This window comes from Actinomadura madurae (genome assembly GCF_900115095.1).
Lineage (GTDB): Bacteria > Actinomycetota > Actinomycetes > Streptosporangiales > Streptosporangiaceae > Spirillospora > Spirillospora madurae.
Map to the genome: position 1 here is coordinate 69,529 of NZ_FOVH01000002.1, position 20,905 is coordinate 90,433.

General features: G+C 72.7%; 16 protein-coding genes and 1 other RNA gene. 8 read left to right on the forward strand and 9 right to left on the reverse strand.

Annotated elements, in window-relative coordinates; translation table 11 throughout:
* Window positions 1–1,409: 1,409 nt before the first annotated feature.
* The 3 genes from BM339_RS06140 to BM339_RS06150 are packed head-to-tail and all read right to left on the reverse strand — an operon-like array spanning window position 1,410 to window position 2,793.
* Entirely contained in the window at window positions 1,410–1,808 is a 399-nt protein-coding gene (locus BM339_RS06140; protein WP_021597445.1) for a hypothetical protein, read from the reverse strand.
* A 52-nt stretch (window positions 1,809–1,860) separates the two neighbouring features.
* Window positions 1,861–2,205 carry a DUF6191 domain-containing protein gene (locus BM339_RS06145; RefSeq protein ID WP_024936756.1) on the reverse strand — a complete coding sequence of 115 codons (345 nt, stop codon included), beginning with the start codon at window positions 2,203–2,205 and terminating at the stop codon, window positions 1,861–1,863.
* A 45-nt stretch (window positions 2,206–2,250) separates the two neighbouring features.
* On the reverse strand, window positions 2,251–2,793 hold the full coding sequence (locus BM339_RS06150; protein ID WP_021597443.1) for a pyridoxamine 5'-phosphate oxidase family protein: 543 nt from the start codon (window positions 2,791–2,793) through the stop codon (window positions 2,251–2,253).
* 113 nt (window positions 2,794–2,906) lie between these two features.
* Between BM339_RS06150 and BM339_RS48445 the strand changes: the two genes are divergently transcribed.
* The 5 genes from BM339_RS48445 to rnpB all read left to right on the forward strand — a co-directional run bounded on the left by BM339_RS48445 (window position 2,907) and on the right by rnpB (window position 7,459).
* Window positions 2,907–3,728, forward strand: a complete 822-nt coding sequence (locus tag BM339_RS48445) for a Nif3-like dinuclear metal center hexameric protein (protein ID WP_075020203.1) — start codon at window positions 2,907–2,909, stop codon at window positions 3,726–3,728.
* Complete coding sequence (locus tag BM339_RS48450) at window positions 3,725–4,468, forward strand: zinc ribbon domain-containing protein (RefSeq protein WP_021597441.1); 744 nt, start codon at window positions 3,725–3,727, stop codon at window positions 4,466–4,468. The genes BM339_RS48445 and BM339_RS48450 overlap by 4 nt, the downstream gene beginning before the upstream one ends.
* Window positions 4,465–5,565 (forward strand): bifunctional RNase H/acid phosphatase, encoded by a 1,101-nt coding sequence (locus BM339_RS48455; protein ID WP_075020204.1) that lies wholly within the window; start codon window positions 4,465–4,467, stop codon window positions 5,563–5,565. Before BM339_RS48450 ends, BM339_RS48455 begins: the two co-directional genes overlap by 4 nt.
* Before the next feature lie 72 nt (window positions 5,566–5,637).
* Window positions 5,638–6,981 carry a TrpB-like pyridoxal phosphate-dependent enzyme gene (locus tag BM339_RS06170; RefSeq protein ID WP_075020205.1) on the forward strand — a complete coding sequence of 448 codons (1,344 nt, stop codon included), beginning with the start codon at window positions 5,638–5,640 and terminating at the stop codon, window positions 6,979–6,981.
* Between the two features lie 81 nt (window positions 6,982–7,062).
* Window positions 7,063–7,459: RNase P RNA component class A (gene rnpB / locus BM339_RS06175), an RNA gene on the forward strand.
* Between the two features lie 578 nt (window positions 7,460–8,037).
* Here rnpB and BM339_RS06180 read toward each other — a convergent pair.
* Window positions 8,038–8,286, reverse strand: coding sequence for a hypothetical protein (locus tag BM339_RS06180; RefSeq protein ID WP_021597438.1), 249 nt, complete (start codon window positions 8,284–8,286; stop codon window positions 8,038–8,040).
* A 227-nt stretch (window positions 8,287–8,513) separates the two neighbouring features.
* Here BM339_RS06180 and BM339_RS06185 point away from each other — a divergent pair, with 227 nt between their 5' ends.
* Window positions 8,514–8,717, forward strand: coding sequence for a hypothetical protein (locus BM339_RS06185; protein ID WP_075020206.1), 204 nt, complete (start codon window positions 8,514–8,516; stop codon window positions 8,715–8,717).
* 45 nt (window positions 8,718–8,762) lie between these two features.
* Here BM339_RS06185 and BM339_RS06190 read toward each other — a convergent pair whose 3' ends face one another.
* The 3 genes from BM339_RS06190 to BM339_RS06200 form a co-directional block, all read right to left on the reverse strand.
* A complete protein-coding gene (locus tag BM339_RS06190; protein ID WP_075020207.1) occupies window positions 8,763–11,021 on the reverse strand; it encodes a SulP family inorganic anion transporter in 2,259 nt (752 codons plus the stop codon).
* 109 nt (window positions 11,022–11,130) lie between these two features.
* The gene (locus BM339_RS06195) at window positions 11,131–13,005 is read right to left on the reverse strand and encodes a hypothetical protein (protein ID WP_143118297.1); all 1,875 of its coding nucleotides are present in this window, start codon (window positions 13,003–13,005) and stop codon (window positions 11,131–11,133) included.
* A gap of 268 nt (window positions 13,006–13,273) precedes the next feature.
* Entirely contained in the window at window positions 13,274–13,861 is a 588-nt protein-coding gene (locus BM339_RS06200; protein ID WP_021600124.1) for a YbhB/YbcL family Raf kinase inhibitor-like protein, read from the reverse strand.
* Between the two features lie 391 nt (window positions 13,862–14,252).
* On the opposite strand from BM339_RS06200, the gene BM339_RS06205 reads away from it, so the two are divergent.
* Window positions 14,253–15,626 (forward strand): NAD(P)/FAD-dependent oxidoreductase, encoded by a 1,374-nt coding sequence (locus BM339_RS06205; RefSeq protein ID WP_021600125.1) that lies wholly within the window; start codon window positions 14,253–14,255, stop codon window positions 15,624–15,626.
* A 69-nt stretch (window positions 15,627–15,695) separates the two neighbouring features.
* Window positions 15,696–18,953, forward strand: coding sequence for an ATP-binding protein (locus BM339_RS06210; RefSeq protein WP_075020209.1), 3,258 nt, complete (start codon window positions 15,696–15,698; stop codon window positions 18,951–18,953).
* Between the two features lie 31 nt (window positions 18,954–18,984).
* Here the strand turns inward: BM339_RS06210 and BM339_RS06215 are convergent, their stop codons facing one another.
* Together BM339_RS06215 and BM339_RS06220 are read right to left on the reverse strand one after the other, a co-directional pair.
* Window positions 18,985–19,794, reverse strand: coding sequence for an ABC transporter permease (locus tag BM339_RS06215; protein WP_021599111.1), 810 nt, complete (start codon window positions 19,792–19,794; stop codon window positions 18,985–18,987).
* Complete coding sequence (locus tag BM339_RS06220; protein WP_021599112.1) at window positions 19,791–20,786, reverse strand: daunorubicin resistance protein DrrA family ABC transporter ATP-binding protein; 996 nt, start codon at window positions 20,784–20,786, stop codon at window positions 19,791–19,793. Before BM339_RS06220 ends, BM339_RS06215 begins: the two co-directional genes overlap by 4 nt.
* Window positions 20,787–20,905: the final 119 nt, after the last annotated feature.

The window sequence follows — 20,905 nt, forward strand, 5'->3', positions numbered from 1 at the left end:
TGACCACCCACCATCCGCTGCGGCTGCGGCCCCGCCCCCCTACTCGTCCGCCCCCCAACATGAGGCGGCGCCGACGTCTCGAACCGAACCGCCTCCTCCCCAGACGGCACGAACGGCGCCGAAGCACCAGCCCCCCCAACACGCCCCGCACCCCCAGGCACCTGCCTCGAACCACCAAAAGGCCCCTGACGCACCGCTGCATCCCCCCGCGGCACGACTGATCCCTGTGCAGACGTCCCAGGCTCCTGTGCCGCCCCATCGGGAGGTCCTTGTTGCCCTGCCACGTCCCCGCGCGGCTCCGCAGGCGGCGCAACTGATCTCTGCGTATGCGCCCCGAGCGCTTGCGCCAAACCGCCAGGTGGCTCTCGACGCCCCGCAGCACCTCCAGGCCTCGCCGCCCCGGACGGCGCGCCCGACCCTTGCGCGGGCGCCCCGTGCGCCGGGCCGTCAGGAGGCTCCTGGCGCACTGCCGTGTCCCTGCGGGGCTCCGCAGGTGGTGCGGCCGATCTCTGCGTGGGCGTGCTGGGTGCTTGCGTTGGGCCGCCAGGGGGCGTTTGACGCCCTGCGGCATTTCCAGGTCTTGCCTCCGCAGGGGGCGTGACCGGTCGTTGGGCCGGGGCCCCGTGCGCCGGGCCGTCAGGAGGCTCCTGGCGCACTGCCGTGTCCCTGCGGGGCTCCGCAGGGGGCGTGACTGATCCCTGTGCGGGCGGCCCCGGCGACTGTGTCGAACGGCCATGAGGCTTCTGGTGCATCGCCGCGCTATCGCGCGGCTCTGCGGGCGCCGCGACTGATTTCTGTGCAGGTGTCCCGGGTGGCTGTGTCGAGCCGCTAGGCGGCTTCTGGTGCGCTGCGGCGTCCTTACGCGGCTTCGCAGGAGGCGCGGCCGGTTTCTCTGCGGGCGGCCCGGGCGGTTTTGCTGGGCCGTCGGGAGGTCGCTGGTGCGCTGCTGCGCCTGCGGGCGGCTCCGTGCGCGGTGCGGTCGGTGGTGGTTGTGGAGGTTGCTGGGGGGCTGGCGGCGATACGGCTTTCGGTGGGGAGGCTTTGGGCGTCGCTTCCGCCGGTGGGGGCGGGTCAGTGCGTGCAGGGGGCGGGGGCTGGGTTGGGTGAGCCTGTGGGTGGGGTGGTGGGGTGGCGAAGCGTGGTGGGGGAGCCGTTGGTGGGGTGGGTGGTGGGTGGTGTTCGGTTTGTGGGGGCTGAGGCGGTTTCGGTGGTTGCTGTGACGCGCGGCGGCGGGAGCGGGAGGCGTAGGGGCGTGACTGGTCGGTCCAGGTTTGTCCGTCCCAGTAGCGTTCGCGGCCCATCCACTCTGGATCTGGGTACCACCCAGGTGGTGCGCTCACCGGAACCCCGCCTCCCGTCAGGAACAGATCAAGGCTTGCGCACGCCACGACACAGCGTCAACACGGTGGTCACAGCTTGGGGGTGAAGGGACGGCGATGGGCGGGATCGTCCGGGTCGGCGAGGCCGCGCAGGGCCGTCTCGACGAGCTCGATGGCCTGGAGGAGAGCGACGAGGCGGGCGCCCTCCCGGCGGTAGGTGTCCAGGACGGACTCGATGCCGTGCGGCGGGACGGTGTCGCCGAGGTCGACGCGGGCCGTCCGGAAGCCCTCCCGGGCCGCCTCGACGGACGCGCTGACGTGGTGGCGGGCCATCCGGGCGAGGGCGATGGGGTAGCGGCGCAGGACGCCGTAGCGCCGGTACTCGGGCGGGACGAGCTCGAGCAGCCAGGCGAGGGCGGTGTCCTCGAAACGGTCGGTGCCCGGTGGGTGCACCTGCGAGGGCCAGCCGGGCGGAACGTAGGTGCTCACGAGGGCAGGATAACCCCGGTTCGAACTTATGTTCGATAGGGATCGTGAACTGTCACTCGGCCGGTGGGGTACGGCGGATGCGGATCGTGCCGGAGTCCAGGTCGTCGCGGGCCTTGCCGTCGCCGGCCTGCTCGTGGTCGTCCTGCCGCAGGATCTTCTGCCGCTCCTGCTCCTCCTGCTTGATCTTCTTGGAGCCTTCGAACGCGGACGCGAGATCCTCGAACATGCCGCCGCCGAAACCGGCACCGGTCTCGCCGGTGCCGCGGATGGCCCCCATCAGGGACGACCTGCCCGTCCCCTCGCGGGGCCACTCGACGGTCTCCGGCTCGGCCGCCTCGGGGCGGTTGCCCATCGGGCGGCCCTTGACGCGCTTGCGCCGGCGAAAGGGTGACTTCACACAGACTCCAACGTGATGAGTCTCCAGATTGATCCCAGCGGGCGTTCAGGTGGCGAACGACCACCGGGTGGGAGAACCGGTGAAGTCTCCCTGGCGGAGCCCGAACACCGACTGCGGACGCACCGCGACGGTCGCGTTCACCTCGGGGTCCAGGAAATCCACACGATAGCGCGTGGCGTACTTCGAGTTGACCAGGTCGATGAACCGCTGCAAGTCCCGCTGTTCGGTGAGGACGTGGGCGCGCCCCTCGATGACCACCGGGTTCTCGGCCTCCTCGGTGGTGACCACGACCTGCGGGTTCAGCCGCAGGTTCACCATCTTGCGGGACGGGACGGAGCTGCTGAACAGCAGCGCCTCTCCCGACCAGGCGCCCCACACGGGCATGGCGTGCGGGCGGCCGTCCGGCCGGACCGTGCACACCCAGAAGTTGCGGGCCGCCTGCAACCGTTCCACGGCCCAGGACCACGGCAGCAGGCCGCTTCCCTCGTCAGGTCCCTGGATGCCGTAGCCGGGCATGTACGGGCGTTCCGCTACAGGCTCGGCAGGCGTGATGGGCTCCGGTTCCGCGGCGGCTCCGGAAGCCGACATGGCGTTCCTCCCTCGGTCGTGCACTGTCCCGTCCATATCGTTACAGACGCCGGCGTCTCTTGGTGACGCTCGGTGGCTCGTTGGGAGCGGCTCGGCGCGGTAGCCTGCGGGACGTGCGCCTATCCCATGTCATCACGGCTCTGGAGGAGCTCTACCCGCCCGCGTGGGCGGAGTCCTGGGACGCCGTCGGCCTCGTCTGCGGCGACCCGGACCAGGACGTGGACCGGGTGCTGTTCGCGGTCGACCCGGTGGCCGCGGTGATCGACGAGGCGCTGGAGTGGGGGGCCGGCCTCGTGGTGACGCACCATCCGCTGCTGCTGCGCGGGGTGCACTCGGTCGCCGCGACCACGCCGAAGGGACGGCTCGTCCACCGCATGATCAGGAACGGGATCGCGCTGCACACCGCGCACACCAATGCCGACCGCGCCGACCCGGGCGTGTCGGACGCGCTGGCGCGGGCCGTCGGCCTCACCGGCGGGCTGCGTCCGATGGTCCCCGCCGACGACGATCCCCGGCGCGGCCTCGGCCGGATCGGGGAGCTGGACGAGCCGGTCACCCTGCGGGAGTTCACCCGCCGGGTCGCGGCCGGGCTGCCGGCGACCGCGTGGGGCGTCCGCGCGGCGGGCGATCCGGACCGTCCCGTCCGCACGGTCGCCGTGTGCGGCGGCGCGGGCGACTCCCTGCTCGGCACCGCGCGGGCCGCCGGTGTCGACGCCTACCTCACCGCCGACCTGCGGCACCATCCCGCGTCGGAGTTCGCCGAGGACGGCGGGCCGGCGCTGGTGGACGCCGCGCACTGGGCGACCGAGTGGCCGTGGCTCGCCGACGCCGAACGGCGCCTGGCCGGGTCCTCCCCCGAAGCGGGCAAGTTGGAGACACGGGTGTCCACGCTCGTCACCGACGCGTGGCGCCTTCACGAAGAAGGAGCACAGTGAAAGCCGCACCGCAAGCCCAGCTTCGCCTGATCGACCTGCAGGACCTCGACAGCTCGCTGGACCGGCTGGCGCACCGCCGCCGGACGCTGCCCGAGCTGGCGGAGATCGAGCGGCTGGAGGCACGCTTCACCGAGCTGCGCGACGCGATCGTGGCGGCCGAGACCGAGGTCGGCGACCTGCAGCGGGAGCAGAAGAAGGCCGAGCAGGACGTCGACCAGGTCCGCACCCGCGCCGACCGCGACCGGCAACGGCTCGACTCGGGGCAGGTGACCTCGGCGAAGGACCTCGGCAGCCTCCAGGCGGAGATCGAGTCGCTGCAGCGCCGCCAGTCCGACCTGGAGGAGGTCGTGCTGGAGATCATGGAGCGGGCCGAGGAGGCGGAGGGCAGGGTCGCCGCGCTGCGGGCCGAGCGGTCCGGGGCGCAGGAGGAGCTGGAGACCCTCACCGGGCGGCGCGACGAGGCCCAGCGCGGGATCGACGAGGAGGCGGGGACGACCAGCACCGCGCGCACCGCGGTCGCCAAGGACGTCCCGGACGAGCTGCTCGCGCTCTACGAGAAGCTGCGCGGCCAGTTCGGCGGCGTCGGGGCCGCCAAGCTGTTCCGCGGCGCCTGCCAGGGCTGCCACCTGGCCCTGAACACCGTCGACCTCAACCGGATCCGCAGCGCCGCCGAGGACGAGGTCATCCGCTGCGAGGAGTGCCGCCGCATCCTCGTCCGCACGCCCGAGTCGGGCCTGTGAGCTCCCGCAAGCTGGTCGTCGAGGCGGACGGGGGGTCGCGCGGCAACCCCGGCCCGGCCGGGTACGGGGCGCTGGTCCGGGACGCGCTGACCGGCGAGGTGCTGGCCGAGGTCGCCGAGTCGATCGGGCACGCCACCAACAACGTCGCCGAGTACCGGGGCCTGATCGCGGGGCTGCGGGCCGCCGCCGGGATCGACCCGTCCGCCCGGGTCGAGGTCCGGATGGACAGCAAGCTCGTCGTGGAGCAGATGTCCGGCCGCTGGAAGATCAAGCATCCGGACATGGTGCCGCTGGCGCTGGAGGCCCGGGAGGTCGCCGCCGCGCTCGGCTCGGTGTCCTACGGCTGGATCCCGCGCAACCGGAACGCGCACGCCGACCGGCTCGCCAACGAGGCCATGGACGCCGCGGCCCGCGGCGAGCACTGGACCCGCAAGGTCGAGGAGACGCCCGGGGAGCCCGAGCCGCCGCCGCGTCCCGTCTCGGGCACGCCGATGACCACCCTGCTGCTGCGGCACGGCGAGACGCCGCTGTCGACCGAGAAGCGCTTCGCCGGGATCGGTGACATCCCGCTCACCGCCAACGGCGTCGCCCAGGCCCGCAGTGCCGCCCTCGCCCTCAAGGATCGCGGCCTGGACGCGATCGTCACCTCCCCTCTGGCCCGCTGCCGCGACACGGCCGCCGAGGTCGCCGCCGTCACCGGCCTGGACGTCCGCGTCGAGGACGGATTTCGGGAGACCGACTTCGGCGACTGGGAGGGCCTCACGTTCGCCGAGGCGGGCCGGGGATGGCCGGCCGAGCTGAAGGCGTGGCTGGCCGACCCGGAGGCCGCGCCGCCCGGCGGGGAGAGCTTCGCCCGGGTGTCGCGCCGCGTCCGCACGTCGCTGGACAAGCTGAAGGTCCGCTACCGCGAGCAGACGGTGCTGGTCGTCTCCCACGTCACGCCCATCAAGCTCCTGGTGAAGGACGCCCTGGGCGCGCCCATGTCGGCCCTGTACCGGATGCACCTGGACGTGGCGTCGCTCTCGTCCATCGACTGGTACGCCGACGGCCCCGCCACCCTGCGCACCTACAACGACACCCACCACCTTCCGGCCTGACCGCAACCGGCCTTCCCACCTGGCCCCTGGCCGCCTACCCTCCGCACTAGGCATCGTGCGCGGGGAGGCGGCGTGACCACGAAGATCCTGCTGGACGAGTCGAGGCTTCCGGCCCGCTGGTACAACGTCGTCCCCGACCTGCCGGCGCCGCCGCCCCCGCCCCTGCACCCGGGGACGCGCGAGCCGGTCGGCTCAGACGATCTGGCGCCGCTGTTCCCGGCGGACCTCATCGCCCAGGAGGTCAGCGGCGACCGCTTCGTCGACATCCCCGAGGAGGTCCGCGAGGTCTACCGGCTCTGGCGCCCCACGCCCCTGATCCGCGCCCACCGCCTCGAGCGGGCCCTCGGCACGCCCGCCCGGATCTACGTCAAGTACGAGGGCGTGTCGCCCGTCGGCTCCCACAAGCCGAACACGGCCGTTCCGCAGGCCTACTACAACGCGTGCCAGGGCGTCCGCCGCCTCACCACCGAGACCGGCGCCGGCCAGTGGGGCAGCGCCCTCGCCTTCGCCTGCGCGCAGTTCGCCCTGGACTGCGAGGTCTGGATGGTGCGCGCCTCCTACGACCAGAAGCCCTACCGCCGCTCGATGATGGAGCTGTTCGGGGCGCAGGTGCACGCGAGCCCGTCGCCGCTCACCTCGTCCGGCGCGAAGATCCTGGCGGACGACCCGGACTCGCCCGGCTCCCTCGGCATCGCGATCAGCGAGGCCGTCGAGTCCGCCGCCCCCGAGGACACCCGCTACGCCCTGGGCAGCGTCCTCAACCACGTCCTGATGCACCAGACCGTCATCGGCGAGGAGGCCCTCGAACAGCTCGCCCTCGCCGGCGACACCCCCGACCTGATCGTCGGCTGCACGGGCGGCGGCTCCAACTTCGCCGGGCTGTTCTTCCCGTTCCTCCGCGAGAAACTGCGGGGCCGCATGGACCCGGTCGTCCGCGCCGTGGAACCGGCCGCGTGCCCGTCCTTCACCCGCGGCCACTACGCCTACGACTTCGGTGACACCGCCGGGTTCACGCCGCTGCTCAAGATGCACACGCTGGGGCACGACTTCGTCCCCGACCCCATCCACGCGGGCGGCCTGCGCTACCACGGCATGGCCCCGCTGCTCTCCCACATGTACGACCTGGGCCTTTTCGAGGCGACGGCCAAACCGCAGCGCGAATGCTTCGAGGCCGGCGTCCTGTTCGCCCGGACGGAGGGCATCGTTCCTGCCCCGGAGCCCACCCACGCGCTGGCCGCCGCGGTGGAGGAGGCCCGCCGCTGCGCGGAGTCCGGCGAACCCAAGGTCATCCTCACCGCCCTCTGCGGCCACGGCCACCTCGACATGGCCGCCTACGACCGCTTCCTGTCCGGCCGAATGGAAGACCACGCCATCCCACAGTCCCGCCTGGACCAGGCCCTGACCACGCTCCCCTAGAGGTGTGCGAGCCGACTTGCACACCGTTGAAGAGCGGTGCGTGAGTGCCTCACGCACCCGCTAACCTTGACGTACGGCGGACGAGCCGGCCGGACGGCCGCGTCGGGGAGCGATCCCCGTCGAGGAAAGTCCGGGCTCCACAGGGCAGGGTGGTCGGTAACGCCGACCCGGGGTGACCCGCGGGACAGTGCCACAGAAAGCAGACCGCCACCGGTCCGCCGGTGGTAAGGGTGAAACGGTGAGGTAAGAGCTCACCAGCGCCCACGGTGACGTGGGCGGCTCGGTAAACCCCACCCGGAGCAAGGTCAAGAAGGGGCCCCGCAAGAGGCCCCGCGCAGGTGCCTGAGGGCGGCCCGCCCGAGCCTGCGGGTAGACCGCTGGAGGCCGCCGGCAACGGCGGTCCGAGATGGATGGCCGTCACCCGCCGCCCCGCAAGGGCCGGCGGGCACAGAACCCGGCTTACAGGCCGGCTCGTCCGCCCCACCCACCCCATCAGGGCCACGAAACCGGGCCCAAGAGGCCAACGGCCGTCGTGACGGACTTGCGCCCCAGACCACCGCGACACTTCGGAAACAGGCACGCCTAAACGGGCGGCAGCGCAGCAGCCGGTGGCCGGGTGGCAGCAGGCGGCGTCGATGGGGAGATGTTGAAAAAATGGCTGCCGGTGCGCGGACTCATGCGCATGAACCCATTCCGGATGACATCGCCCGTATTGCCGTAGATGGGTCCGACCGTGGGAAGCATGAGGACCTGAGAACCGGGCCGCACGCGCAGCTGATTCGACGCATGGCTCGCCGCCTTTCAACGGCGGTCAGCAGTGGGCTAAGGCCCTAAGCCGGTCGGTCGACGCGAAATCCAAAGGAGTCCGGACCGTTTGACGAGCGGCAACACGCCACCACATGCCGACTGATACGGGTAGGTGGCAGCGGCGATCCGTCCGCCGGTCCCGGCTATGAGGCCCCGCCCCCACGCAAGTGCGGAATCGTCCAGTTCTATTCGAGTTGGAGGCTGGTGCTACTGACCCCGACGTACCGTGGCACACCTGAGTGCAGTCGGTCAGTCCCAATACCCATCACAAGAGATGTGCCATTCTCCGGAGGCTAGGTCGATGGGCTCGTCAACCCACGGCTGCAGGATAGGCGCGATCTCTTCCGTCACTACCCACCCCATCATGATGTTGCCGTCGTCGCTCATCATGACGTGCGGCCGCAACGGCTCGTCGACGGCTCGCGGAAGTACCCAGGTACGCTCCAAATTCCCGTCCGAGCCGAACTTCTGAATGATGTTCTGGTGGTGGTAGGGCACGGCCGTACCCTAGTCGCTCGGTCGTTGGCGAGGCCGTTTGCCGGAGGGCGCATCATGGGCACATGACCGCCCTCCGGCGGTGGGGGTTGCGCCGTGTGACTCGGGAGAAACGGGTCATACGACACAGAGGGCCGGAAACAAGGCGCTTACCGTCCTGGTAAGAGCTGATCACCCTGATCGGTGGCGGCGGCGGGGCCGGGTGCTGGGTCCCGTCGAGAGGAGCGCTGATGTTCGTCATCGTGTTCATGGCCCTCGTCCTCGCCGGGATGATGGGGGGCCTGGTGTACCTGTGGGACTTCTCGCGCGCCAGCCGGCGCGACGCGCTGTTCCTTCCGGCGTCCGACCGGCGCGCGCGGCGGGCGCGCCGGGTGACGGGAATGTACATACGCGACTACGCGCGCCGCGACGACGAGCTCGTCGGACGCTGGTGAGCGCGGTCGAAGGCGGGCCGCCCGCGGCGGGGGGCGGCCCGCGCCTCATGTGAGCGGCCGGGAATCGGGGATCTCGTCGGGGACGCGGACGAAGGTTCCGGTGGGCCGGTCCAGGATCTCCACAGTGGCGGACTGGAGGTCCAGGTAGAGGCCGACCAGCTCGATCTCGCCGGACTCGACCCGCTCCCGGAGCCAGGGGTAGGTCAGCAGGTTGTCGAGCTGCTGCATCACGTTGATCTTGCAGAGCCGGGTCAGGGGCGGCTCGTCGCCGGACGGCTTCTCGGCGAGGAAGCGGGCCAGGCTGTGGTTGCCGTGCTTCAGCCAGCGGGAGAGGCCCTCCAGATGCTCGACCTCGGTGCCGCCGGCCAGCAGCGCGGCCATCGCGCCGCAGTTGGAGTGGCCGCAGACCGTGATCGTCCGGATGTCCAGGACGTTGGTCGCGTACTCGACGGTGGCGGCGACGGAGTCGTCCGGGGTCCGGGTGCCGTGCCGGGGGACGAGGGCGCCGACGTTGCGGTTGATGAACAGGTCGCCGGGGCCGCTCGCGGTGATGATGTTGGGCACGACGCGCGAGTCCACGCAGGTGATGAACAGGTGCTCGGGCTTCTGCTCCATCGCCAGCTCGGCCATGATCGGCCGGACGAGCCGGGCCGTGCGGCCGTGGTACTCGCGGACGCCGTTCAGCAGCACGTCCGCGGGGGACATGTCGGGCGCGTCCAGCTCGGCCTCGGAACGCCGCCGCCGGTTCTCCCAGGGCGCCCACCAGCGGGTGTGCGGGGGAGTCTTCCGCGGCTGGGACATTTCGCCTGTCACGGCTCTTTCATACCAAGCCTCGTGAATCTCGTCGATATCGACCCTCCCTCCTTGGCGCTCGTGGGCGAGCCGCCACTGGTGGATCGCGTCGAAGGCGGCGTGGTCCATGAAGTCGACGTTGAGGTCGAGGTCGACGCTGGAACCGGCCGGGACGTCCTGGAGCACCCGGGTCGCCTTCGGAACGCCGAGGAAGGTCAGGGTGCCCTCCACCACCACGTGGACCCGGGGCGGGCCGGGGGCGTCGCCCGGCTCCGGGATCAGGTGCTCGGCACGGACCGTCAGGCGGGTGAGCCGCCGCAGCGCCAGCACCGCCATCACGGCGATGCCGAGCAGCACGCCCTCGCCGAGGCCGAGGAGGACCACGCCGGCGAAGGTGACGTAGTAGGCGGGCGCCTCGCGGTGGTGGCGAAGGTCACGGACACGGGCGGTGTCCATCAGCTTGACGCCCAGCACGATCAGCAGGGCCGCGAGGGCCGGGAGCGGAACCTGCTCGATCAGCGGGCCGCACGACAGCGCGAGGACGAGCACCCACACACCGTGCAGCACCGACGACGCCCGGGAGCGCGCGCCCGCCTCCAGGTTGGCCGTGCTGCGGACGATCACGCCCGCGATCGGCAGGCCGCCGAGCAGGCCCGACACCGTGTTGCCGGCGCCCTGGCCGATGAGCTCCCGGTCGAGGTCGGCGTGCCGGACGCCGGCGGGACGGGCGCGGTCGATCGCCACGCCGCACAGGAGCGACTCGACGGCGGCCACGAGCGCGACGGAGAGGACGGCTCCCACGATCCCGGGCAGATCGCCCTGCGGCAGGACGGGGGCGTGCCAGTCGCCGAAGAGGGTGTCCGGGAGGTCCACCCGCCGTGCGTTCCAGCCGAGCGCCCAGACGGCGGCGGTCGCGAGGGCGATCGCGGGCAGCGGGCCGGGGACGAGGCGCAGCCATCCGCCGCGGGGCAGCCGCGACCAGATCAGCAGGACGAGGATCGTCAGCCCGCCGAGCAGCGCCGGATGCGTGTGCGGGTGCGCGAGCTGGCCGGGCAGCTCCCGCAGGTTGGTGACGGCCGACCGCTCCGGGCTGCCGCCGAGCACCACGTGCACCTGGGCGAGGACGAGGACGGCGCCGACGCCGGCGAGCATCCCGTGCACGACGGCGGGGGAGACGGCGAACGCGGCCCGGGCGACCCGGACGGCGCCGAGGGCGAGCTGTAGCAGCCCGCCCAGCATGGTGATCATGCAGGTGGCGCGCCAGCCGTAGGTCTGGATGAGCTCGGCGACGATCACGGTCAGGCCGGCCGCGGGGCCGCTGACCTGGAGGGGCGAGCCGCCGATCAGCCCGGCGACGATGCCGCCGGCGACCGCGGCGATCAGCCCGGCGGCGACCGGCGCCCCGGACGCCACCGCGATTCCCAGCGACAGCGGGATCGCGACCAGGAAGACGACGAACGATGCGAGCAGGTCCTGTCGGAAGCTGGAGACGTTGAGTGGCTTCGTAGTCACTCTATGTATATAACCAGGATTCCCGGTGCTTCACCCCGGACACGGCCGGGCCCGGACACGCCGAGGGCCGCCGGACGGATCCGGCGGCCCTCGGCCCTGCGCGCGTGCCTCAGCGGCGGTAGTTCTCCCAGTCGTCCGCGGCGGGCTGGCGGGAACCGTACTGGCCGGCCTCGTTCTGCTGCCCGCCCTGCGGGTACCCGCCGCCCTGCTGCTGCTGCGAGCCGCCGTAGTAGCCGGAGCCGTACGCCTGGGTGGCGTTCGGGTCCTGCTGGTACCCGCCGGAGGCGCCCGGGTCGTGCGGCGCGGCCAGCGGGTCGCCGCCGTTGTAGCTGCTGCCGCTGAAGTCGCCGTAGTTGCCGGCTCCGCCGGGACCGGGGGCACCGCCCTCCGTACCGCCGAAGGCGCCGAAGGGCTCCCGGCCGCCGCTCAGGGGGTCGTCGTAGCGCGGCGACTCGCCGTAGGCGGGGGCCGTCGGGTAGCCGTCGCTCTGCTGGCCCTGCCCGTACCCGGACGGCGCGCCGAGCCCGGAGTCGTAGCCGGAGCCGCCCCCGAGCCCGGGGTCGTAGCCGCCGCTCTGGCCGCCGGCCTGCGACGGCCACGGGCCGGTGTTCCCGGTGCCGGGCGGGCTCGGCGGGGCGGAGGAGGTCGTCCCGAAGGACCCGGTGCTGAGCGGGTCGCCCAGGGGGTCGTTCAGGGAGCCGCCTCCGTAGGAGCCGCCCGACTCGGCGGGAGCGCCGCCCGCCGACCGCTGCCGGTCGGACTGGATGCGCTGGAGCAGCTCGTCCACGGTCGGGAGCTTGTGCCCGTCGGTGTCGGACCCGCCGCCGGTGCCGCCGAGCGCCGCCGCCGGGGCGGCGGGGACCGGAGGGGCGGGAGGGGCGGGAGGGGCGGGAGGCGCCGGGGGAGCGGGCGGGGCGGCCGGCTCCTCGGGGCGTCCGAGGGGCAGCCCGAGCGGGTCGGACACCCGCGGGTCGCCGCCGAGCGGGCCGCCGGGGGCGGGCGGGGCGCCCGGCCGGTCGAAGTCGGTGCGGCCGCCGGGAGGCGGGCCGGCGGCGGGGCGGTTCCCCAGCGGGTCGGCGTTGTAGTCGCCGTAGGACGGCTCGGGGGAGCCGTACTCGGGCGAGCCGTACTGGTCCTGGCCGCCGTAGGACGGGTCGCCGGGACCGTAGTCGGCCGCGCCGTAGGCGGGCTGCGGTTCCTGCCCGCCGTACGCCGGCTGGTCGGGGACGCCGTAGGGGGCCTGCGGGCCGCCCGGCACCCCCGGTCCGGCGAGGTCGGCCGGGATCGGGTCGAGCGACGTAGCGCCCGGGTCGTTGTTCGGGAAGGCGGGGCCGCCCTGGAACCCGCCGGGGCCCGCGGGCATCTGCTGCGGGCCCGTCCCGCCGCCGAGGCCGTTGAGGACGGTGCCGTCGGCGCCCATCGAGACGGGCTGGGTGAGGTTGGGCGGCTCGGCGGGCGGCTGGTCGGGCGGGGGAGCCTGCGCGTTCAGCGGGTCCGCGGCGGGGTCGGACTCGGGGCGGTCGCCGTCGTGGTCGTGCTGCCACGGGAACTTGGGCTTGTCGAAGGTGATCGTCGCCCAGTAGTCGTCGTCCTCCATCTCGTCGGACGCGGGGCCCGGCGGCGGGGGCGGCGGGGCCGGGGCGGAGGTGGGGGCGGCGAGCGGACCGCCGCCGCCGCCGGCGACGCGGCGGTCGGGGACGGGCTCGGGCGCGCGGTCGTAGCCACCGTCGTAGCCCTCGTCATAGCCGCCGTCGTAGCCGCCGTCGTTGTAGCCGTCGTTGTAGCCGGGGCCGTACTCGTCGGGGCCGCCCATCGGCTCCTGCGGCGGGGCTCCGCGGCGGCCGCGCGGCTGCTTCTGCGGCTCGTCGTCCATCCAGTCGTCGTCGTCGCGTCCCGCCCTGCTGGCCCGCAGGCCGAGGGCCACGAGGACGACCACGAGGACCACGACCACAATGAGGCCGAAGACCACGATGTAAGAAGTCATGCCACCACCCAATGCCTAGGCCCGGCGAGAGTTGCCGGCGCGGACCGCGGGTCCGTCCCGATTGTCGCCAGCGTCCGGAATGTCACGGGTATCCGCCGTCCCGGCGTGCCCCGATTCTCTCCGACCGCTATGACCGTTGTCACACCCTTCGCGCACATTTACCCTCACACGGCGCGTACCGATCGGCCAACTTCGCCGACCCGCACACCCCTGTCAGCTTCAGCCCCCCGAGGGGTCCGCCCTGACCCTGTGCTCACAGGCTCCACGGTCAACGCGCCTGCTCGCCGCCGAAGTTCCCGGTGATCCGTCCGCGTCCCACCGTGTGCTCGGCGATGGCGGGGAGCGAGTCCTTCAGTTCGGCGCCGTTCCGGAACGGTGCCGGCTCGTCCAGCGCGTAGATGGTGAACCGGTACCGATGCCGTTCTCCCTTGGGCGGGCACGGCGGCACGTAGCCCGCCTTCTCGTTGCCAGTGGTCAACCCTTCGACGGTCTTGTCAAGCCTGGCACCCTCGACGATCTCGTTCACCGTTCCGTCGATGCCCGCGATCACCCAGTGGACGCGCGCGCCGCTCGAGGCGTCCGGGTCGTCCATGACGATCGCGATCGACTTGGTCCCGGCCGGTGCCGACCAACGGAGCGGTGGGGTCTTGCCATCCTGTCCGCCAGAGTACGTCCTGCAGCCGTATCGCGGGGGCAAGTCGCCGCCATCGCGGAAGACCGGGCTGGTCACGGTGAACCATTCCGACAGTTCGGCGCTCTTGTTCTCGGGCTGGCCGATCAGCCCGCAGCCGCCCACGGTCCCGGCGAGCGCGAGGGCGCCCGCCGCGGCCAGGATCGGACGCCGGTCTCTGCTCATCATCGATACGCTCCCGGGCGAGATCGTACGCCGCGCGCCGCCGGACCGCCGCCATCCCGGCCGCTGCCCCGGCCGCGCGCGTCCCGCCGCCGGCGCCCCCTTCCTCGTCCGCCCCAACGATAGGCCTTCCGCGGGAGTGGAACGGGCCGTTCACCCGGCTCCGGGCGACGCCCGCGCGCGCCGGGCCCTGTGACCTTCGTCATGCGTGGTTTGTCCCGATCCATCCGAAAATTTGGGAAGTAGTGGCGGGTTTCACATCCGATCGTGGCCCTTGCTTTGCCAGAACGGGAAGTTTCGAGGTTCTTTCATGGTTATCGATTGGTGCCGGGCACGTTCCATCAGGTAGCTTGTGAATGTCTTCACAAGCCGACCGTGACATTGGAGGGCCGCAATGGCCAGGACCGCCGAGGGGACCCCTGGCGCTCCCCACATCCTCATCGTGGGTGGCGGCTATGTGGGCATGTACACCGCCCTGCGCCTGCAGAAGAAGCTGAAGCGCGAGCTCAGGCGTGGCGAGGTCAAGGTCACCGTCGTGGACCCGAACTCGTACATGACGTACCAGCCGTTCCTTCCCGAGGCCGCCGCCGGGAACATCTCCCCGCGGCACGTCGTCGTCCCGCTCCGCCGGGTGCTGCCGAAGTGCACCGTCCGCAAGGCGCGCGTCACCGAGCTGAACCACGACGAGCGATGGGCCATCGTCCAGCCGCTGGCCGGCCCCCCGGAGCGGATCTCCTACGACTACCTGGTCATGGCGGCCGGCGCGGTGCCGCGGCTGCTGCCCATCCCCGGGCTCGCCGAGAACGGCATCAGCCTGAAGACCGTCGGCGAGGCCATCCACCTGCGCAACCACGTCCTGGAGCAGCTGGAGATCGCCGAGTCGACCGACGACGTGGAACTGCGCCGCAAGGCGCTGACCTTCGTGTTCGTCGGCGGCGGGTTCGCCGGCGTGGAGGCGGTCGCCGAGCTGGAGGACATGACCCGCGACGCGACGAAGTACATGCGCAAGGTCACCCCGCAGGACCTGCGGTTCGTCCTGGTCGAGGCCACGGACCGGATCCTGCCGGAGGTCGGTCCCGACATGGGCAGGTGGACCGCGGAGCAGCTGCGCGGCCGCGGCATCGCCGTGAAGATGAAGACCTATCTCGAATCGGCCGTGGACGGGCAGATCGAGCTGTCGGACGGCAGCAGCTTCCCGGCCGGGACGCTGGTCTGGAACGCCGGCGTCAAGCCGTCCCCGGTCGTCCGGCACGGCGACCTGCCGCTGGACGAGCGCGGCCGGGTGAAGGGCACCGAGTACCTCACCGTCGAGGGCCTCGTCCGGGCGTTCACCGCCGGTGACAACGCCGCGATCCCGGACCTCACCCAGGACGGGATGTACTGCCCGCCGAACGCGCAGCACGCCGTCCGCCAGGCCAAGCTCCTCGGCGACAACATCGTCCGGTCGCTGCGCGGCAAGACGCTCAAGCCGTACGTGCACGGCAACCTCGGCACCGTCGCCGGCCTCGGCCTGCACAAGGGCGTGGCGAACCCCCTCGGCATCAAGCTCAAGGGCTGGCCCGCGTGGTTCTTCCACCGCAGCTACCACGGCGCGATGGTCCCGACGTTCAACCGGAAGATCCGCGTCATCGCGGACTGGACGCTCGCGCTGTTCCTCAAGCGCGAGACCATCTCGCTCGCCACCATCGAGCAGCCCCGGGCCGACTTCGAGCTCGCGGCCCTCGACGAGAGCAAGGCCAAGGCCAAGACCACCGAGTCCGCGGCCTGACCTTCCGGCCCGGCGCCCCGGCGGTCCCCGACCGCCGGGGCGCCGTCCGTTCTGGGGGAGAATCGGTCCGTGTGGATCGGCATCCTGGGCCCTCTCGACGTGCGCGCCGACGACGGCGCGCCCGTCGCGGTCGGTGGCGCCCGGCTGCGGGTGCTGCTGACGCTGCTCGCCCTCGACCCGGGCACGGCGATTCCGGCGGACCGGATCATCGACGCCCTCTGGGAGGACGCGGTCCCGCGGGGCGCGCCGAACGCGCTGCAGTCCCTCGTGTCGCGGCTGCGGGCCGCCATCGGGCGGGACGTCATCGAGTCGGTGCCCGGCGCGTACCGGCTCGTCCTGCCGCCGGGGTCCGTCGACGCGCACGACTTCGAGGCGCGGGTCCGGGCCGCGCGGGCCGCCGCCGAGCCGGGCGGGCGGTCGGCCGGCCTCCGCGACGCGCTCGCCCTCTGGCGCGGCCCCGCGCTCGCCGACGCCGCCGGGCTGCGGTTCGCGGACGCCCCCGCCGCCCGGCTGGACGCGCTGCGCCGCACCGCGCTCGAAGACCGGCTGGACGCCGACCTGGCGCTCGGCCGCCACGCCGAGCTGATCCCCGAGCTGCAGGCGCTCGCCGCCGCCGACCCGCTCCGCGAACCCGTGGCCGCCCTGCTGATGCGGGCCCTGTACGCGTCCGGGCAGCAGGCCGAGGCGCTGGCCCGGTACCAGGACGCCAGGCGGGCGCTCGGCGAGGAACTCGGCGTCGACCCGTCGCCCGAGCTGGAGGCCGTCCACCTCTCGGTCCTGCGCCAGGACCCGTCCCTCCTGCCGGACGCCGCACCGCCCCCGAGCACGTCCAGGGGCAACCTCAAGGCCCGGCTGACCAGCTTCATCGGCCGCGACGCCGACCTCGGGCGGGTGGGCGACCTGCTGGCGCGCAGCCGGCTCGTCACGCTGACCGGGCCCGGCGGCGCGGGCAAGAGCCGGCTGTCGGTCGAGTCGGCGGAACGGCTCGCCGGGCGGATGCCCGACGGCGCCTGGCTGGTCGAGCTGGCACCGGTCAGCGACCCGGCCGAGGTCCCCGCCGCCGTCCTCACCGCGCTCGGGCTCCGCGAGCCGGCGCCGATCACCGCCGTCCCGCCGGCCCCGGCGCCCGACCCGGCGGACCGGCTCGTGACGGCGCTGTCGGGCAGGCGGCTGCTGCTGCTCCTGGACAACTGCGAGCACCTGCTGGACGCGGCGGCCCGGCTCGCCGAGGCGGTCCTGGAGAACTGCCCCGGCATCCGGATCCTCGCGACGAGCCGGGAACCGCTCGGCATCACCGGGGAGACGCTCCGCCCCGTCGAGCCGCTGGAGCCGCCGCCCGCGGACGCGGGCCCGGAGGAGGCGCTGTCCTCCCCGGCCGTCCGGCTGTTCGCCGACCGAGCGGCGGCCGTTTCGCCCGGGTTCGCGGTCACCGCCGCCAACGCCGGGTGGATCGTCCGGATCTGCCGCGCCCTCGACGGGATGCCGCTCGCCATCGAGCTGGCCGCCGCCCGGCTCCGCGCGATGACGCCGGCGCAGCTCGCCGTCCGGCTGGACGACAGGTTCCGGCTCCTCAACGCGGGCAGCCGCACCGCCCTGCCCCGGCACAAGACGCTCCGGGCCGTCGTGGAGTGGAGCTGGGACCTCCTGGACGGGCCCGAGCGGACGCTCTGGCGCCGTCTCGCCGTGTTCCCCGGCGGCGCCACCGTGCAGAGCGCCGAAGCGGTGTGCGCGGGCCCGGGGCTGGACGGCGCCGACGTCCTCGACCTCCTCGCCGCCCTCGTGGACAAGTCGCTCCTGACGGTCGGCGACACCGACGGCGAACCCCGCTACCGGATGCTGGAGACGATCCGCGCCTACGGGCTCGAACGCCTCGCCGGCTCGGGGGAGGAGACCGCGACCCGGCGGGCGCACGCCGGGTACTTCGTCCGGCTGGCGGAGGAGGCGGAACCGCACCTGTACCGGGGCGACCAGCTGGCCTGGCTGCGGCGCCTCACCGCGGAAGGGGACAACATCTCCGCCGCGCTGCGCTGGGCGATCTCCGCCGGGGACGCGCCGCTGGCGATGCGGTTCTGCGCCGCGCTCGGCTGGTACTGGTTCCTGCGCGGGCGGCTCGTCGAGGGGGCCGACAGCCTCCAGGACGTCATGGCCCTGCCCGGCGTCCCCGACGACCAGATCACCGCCCGCGCCCTCGCGCTCGGCGCGCTCACCGCGCTGGACAACCGGCACAGCGGCGACCACGTCGCCTCATGGCTCGCCCGCGCGGAGGCGATCTGCGCTGGGCAGGACCGTGCGACGCTGCATCCCGTGCTCCGGCTCATGGCGGAGACCATCCAGATGTACGCCGTCGGCTGGGAGGAGCCCCCGGCATCGGGCATCGCGGCTCTGCTGGACGACCCCGATCCGTGGGTGCGCGGCCTCGCGTACTTCATCCACGGCCAGATCGCCCACAACTTCGGCAGGATCGACGAGATCGAGCACGCCTTCGACCGGGCGCTCGCCGCGTTCCGGGAGTCCGGCGACCGCTGGGGCCTGTCGTTCACGCTGACCTCGCAGGCCGAGATCCTCGGCCGGCGCGGCGACCATCGCGGCTCCGTCGCCCTGTACGAGGAGGCGCTGCGGCTGAATGCCGAGCTGGGCGGCGGCACCGCCGGGCTCCTGCACGTCCGCATGAAGCTGGCGAACGGGCTGGACCTCCTGGGCGAACGCGACCGGGCCGAGGCGCTGCTGCGCGACGCCATGCGCGAGCCGCCCGGTTCCGGCGGGCCGGAGGAGAAGGCCGCCCTGCACTACCAGCTGGGCGAGTTCGCCCGCCGCTCCGGCGACACGGCCGAGGCCCTGCGGCGCTTCTCGCAGGCGGACGACCTCACCCGGGGCCTTCCCGGCCCGCCACAGTTCCGTGCCATGGTCCTGTGCGGGCGGGCTCAGGCCGACCTGGCGCTCGGCGCGATGGACGAAGCCGCCGCGCGCCTGGACGAGGCCCTGCGCGGCGCGGTCGAGGCGCGGGACTACCCGATCATCTCCCACGTCCTGGCCGGCCACGCCGAGCAGGCCCGCGTCCAGGGCGACCCCGAACGCGCCGCCGAGCTCCTCGGCACCGCCGACGCCCTGCGCGGCACCCGCGACCTCTCCCTGGCCGACGCCCTGGCCATCGAGCAGGCCACCAGAGCCGACCTGGGCGAGGCGGCCTTCGAAACCGCCTACACCCGAGGCCGAACCCGCACCTTCGACGACATCCTCGAAGACTTCGCCCTAACCCCGAGAACCTCCGGGCAAAAGCCGCCCGAGAAGGACCCTGTTGATAGGGAGCGGACCGAAACCGGCTCGTGACGAGGGTTCCAGGGGGTCGCCCCCTGGGAGGTCACGCTCGCTTCTTGAATGCCGCTAGGGAGAGGGGGGCGAAGACCAGGGAGATGCCGACGCCCCAGGCGAGGGCGACCCAGGCGTGTTCGAGGACGGGGCCGCCGACGAGAAGGCCGCGCATGGCCTCGACCAGCTTCGTCACCGGGCTGTTGTCCATGACGAACGCGACGGGGCCGGGGATGCCGTCGGTGTTCGGGATGAACGCGGTGCTGAGGAAGCTCAGCGGGAAGATCACCACGAATCCGAAGATCTGCACCTTCTCCGGCTCGTTCACCTTCATCGCGATGTAGACCGACGTCCAGGAGAACAGGATGGCGAAGGTCAGCAGGAGCACGAACGCGGTGAGCAGGGCCAGCACGTTCGTGCCGAGGCGGAACCCGATCGCGAACCCGACCAGCAGCAGGATCGCCATCGACCACGCCTGCTTGGCGGTGTCGGCGATGATCCGCCCGGCGAGCGGGGCGCTGCGGGCGATGGGGAGGCTGCGGAACCGGTCGAACACGCCCTTGGTGATGTCGGTGTTCAGCCCGAATCCGGTGCTCATCCCGGCGAACAGGGCGTTCTGCGCGATGATGCCGGGGATGACGACCGGCAGGTACGCCTCGACGCTGCCCGCCATCGCCGGGCCGAACACGTAGGCGAACAGCAGCACGAACATGATGGGCTGGATGGACAGGTCCAGCAGCTCCATCGGGTTGTGCTTGATCTGCACGAGGTTGCGCCACGCCAGGGTGGCCGTGTTGCGCGCGGCCGTGCCCGGCGCGATCCGCTTTGTCAGGTCCTGCGGCGCGAATGTCGCGGTGGTCATGCGGACGCCCCTTCCTTGCGCGCGGCCTGCTTCTCCAGCTCGCCGGCCTCGGCGTCGATGTCGTCGGTGTGGTGGCCGGTGAGGGCGAAGAACACCTCGTCCAGGCTGGACTTGCGCAGCGACAGCTCGCCGACGGTGACGCCGGCGTCGTCGAGCCGGCGCACCACGGCCGGCATCAGCTGCGGGTCGGTGATCGGCACGCTGACCAGCTCGTCGCGGATCTCGGGGTCGGCGTCCGCCAGCTCGCCGACGATCTTCGCGACGGTCTGGACGTCCGCCGCGGCGACCGGCCGGACCTCCAGCACCTGCCCGCCGACCTGCGCCTTCAGCACGTCGGACGTGCCGTGCGCGATGGCCTGGCCGCGGTCGATGACGATGATGTCGTCGGCCAGCTGGTCGGCCTCCTCCAGGTACTGGGTGGTGAGCAGCACGGTCACGCCGTCGTCGGTCAGGCCGCGGACGATGTCCCACAGGCCGTTGCGGCTGCGGGGGTCGAGGCCGGTGGTCGGCTCGTCCAGGAACAGGATCTGCGGCTGCCCGACCAGGCTCGCGGCCAGGTCGAGACGGCGGCGCATCCCGCCCGAGTACGTCTTGGCCGCGCGTTCGGCGGCCTCGGTGAGCTCGAACCGCTCCAGGAGCTCGGCGGCCCGCGCCCTGGACGCCCTGCGCGAGATGCCGAGCAGCCGCCCGATCAGGACGAGGTTCTCGGTGCCGGTGAGCATCTCGTCGACGCCGGCGTACTGGCCGGTCAGCCCGATGAGCTGCCGCACCTTGTGCGCGTCCTTCACGACGTCGAACCCGCCGACCCGGGCGGAGCCGGCGGTCGGCTCGATCAGCGTGGCGAGGATCCGGGTCATGGTCGTCTTGCCCGCCCCGTTCGGGCCGAGCACGCCGAGGACCGTTCCGGGTTCGGCGGTGAGGGAGACGCCGGCCAGGGCCTGGGTCTCACCGAACCGCTTCTCCAGACCCTCGGCCTGGATCGCGTAGGTCATGTGATCTCCTAGGGTGTCGTCGCCGGACGTCTGCGTCCCGTTCGTAGGGGACCTGCCAAAATATGCGGTGTCCGGGTGGTGCGCATCCAGTTTTTCCGCCGCCTCTGGCAAAGCGCTGT